The sequence below is a fragment of the Rhabdonatronobacter sediminivivens genome, assembly GCF_013415485.1.
In the GTDB taxonomy this organism is placed as follows: Bacteria; Pseudomonadota; Alphaproteobacteria; order Rhodobacterales; family Rhodobacteraceae; genus Rhabdonatronobacter; species Rhabdonatronobacter sediminivivens.
Genome location: NZ_JACBXS010000115.1, coordinates 1 through 1,548 on the forward strand (window position 1 = coordinate 1; position 1,548 = coordinate 1,548).

At 61.5% G+C, this 1,548-nt stretch carries 2 protein-coding genes; both read right to left on the bottom strand.

Features of this window, described 5'->3' with window-relative positions; all coding sequences use genetic code 11:
- Positions 1-515: 515 nt before the first annotated feature.
- Positions 516-896, bottom strand: coding sequence for an HNH endonuclease signature motif containing protein (locus HUK65_RS18370; protein ID WP_179907721.1), 381 nt, complete (start codon positions 894-896; stop codon positions 516-518).
- A 20-nt stretch (positions 897-916) separates the two neighbouring features.
- A complete protein-coding gene (locus HUK65_RS18375) occupies positions 917-1,405 on the bottom strand; it encodes an HNH endonuclease (RefSeq protein WP_179907723.1) in 489 nt (162 codons plus the stop codon).
- Positions 1,406-1,548 lie beyond the last annotated feature (143 nt).

Sequence of the window (1,548 nt, forward strand, 5' to 3'; positions counted from 1 at the left end):
TGATCAGAGAACATATACTATTATACAGACGACGGATCGGGATGAGCTGTCTCCGGGTGATGTGCGCGGTCCGCATCTGCGGGGGTGAAGCAGGTCTGTTCCGGTTCATCGCGTCCGGTCAGCGCGCCGGTCGAGCGTGCTTGCGGTCGCCATCGTTCGCAACCGTCTGCGGATCGTCCTGATCGCTGCGCGGTCGTCAGCCGAGGCCTGTGCCTTCGATCGGTTTCTCGCGGATTTCGATCTTGGCGCGCGCCGTGATGTGCCGTCCTGCGGTCCGTCATCTCGGGAGAAAAGTCCGTTTCTCGTAAAGTAGGTAAACCTCGTGTTATGCGCAGCGCGAGAGAGCCAAGAAAACAAGGGGTTTTCGGTGAAGGTGGAGTAGGGTCTGTCAACCGGAAGACCCTCCGCAGGTTTACCTACTTTACTGAAATGTTACGCCGACGCCCGTTCAAGGTTGACAACTTTACTGAAAGTTAACATCGCGCGCGCCTTGGGTTGACCTACTTTACGTCCTGTCAACCTGCCACCGGTGCGTCGAGGCGCTTGATGAGCGCGCTGAGGTCGATCTTGCGCGGGGTCGCCTTCCTCGGTCTGGCGACCCGGAGGTTCGACCAGGCGTTGTTCCTCGGATTGCCGTCCCTGTGGATGACCCGCCCCTGCGGCCAGCTTCCAGTCATCCACAGGAAGGCGAGGCGGTGGGCGAAGTAGTTGCGGCCCTCTATGGTGATCGTGACCTGCTTGTCGGGTCTCCTCCGGCAGCCCGCCCGTTCGCCCTTGCGGCAGCGGCCGATGGAGACTTTCCAGACGAAATGACCCGTATCGGGGTTGTAGTGAAGCAGCTCAACAAGCCGCTTGCGGGTCAGGTTGGCTTCAGCTTCGGAATTGGGTTTGGTCATGCTGTTTCTCCGGTTTCGGTTCAGGCAGCTTTCGCGCCATCGTCCTTGCACTTGCGATCGGCGTCGCAGTAGGCGGCATGCGCCTCTTCGATGGTCTTGAACACGCCGAGGTTGGTAACCCGCCCGGTGCGAGGGTCCCGGATCGTCACCTGCCACTGATCGCCTTGGGCATAGATGGCGCCTTTTCGCGGCGAAGGGCGGCCGCTCGATCGCGCAGGCTGGCTCTGAGCGTCGCTGGCGATATCGGACGCCAGGAGGTTGTTCCAGGCGTTGTTGGAGGGGTTGCGATCCGCGTGATAGACCGGCTCCGTCGGCATGCGCCCGGTCATGTAGAGAACCGCGAGGCGATGGAGCAGGTGACGCTCGTAGTCGATGCCCAGCTTGAGATGTCCACGATGATCGTGAACGGTGCCCGCGACCTCGCCCGCGCGAGATCCCGTCTTCCAGGTAAACTGCCCGGTCTCGGGGTCATAGTGGACCCTTTCCTTCAGGCGATCTTGGGTCAGCATGTCGGCAACTCCTGATGTTCGCATATGCTTGTCATTACGGCTGGGCCGACGAAGTGTCGCACGGGATGGCAGATTTTTTTCGGGCGCTGGACCGCGCCCATGGCAGCGAGGCCGTCCGCCTCGCTGCGCGGTCAGGCGTGCCG

Coding starts and splice junctions, on each gene's coding strand:
- HUK65_RS18370 (WP_179907721.1), bottom strand. CDS start 896: ATGACCAAACCCAATTCCGAAGCTGAAGCCAACCTGACCCGCAAGCGG.
- HUK65_RS18375 (WP_179907723.1), bottom strand. CDS start 1,405: ATGCTGACCCAAGATCGCCTGAAGGAAAGGGTCCACTATGACCCCGAG.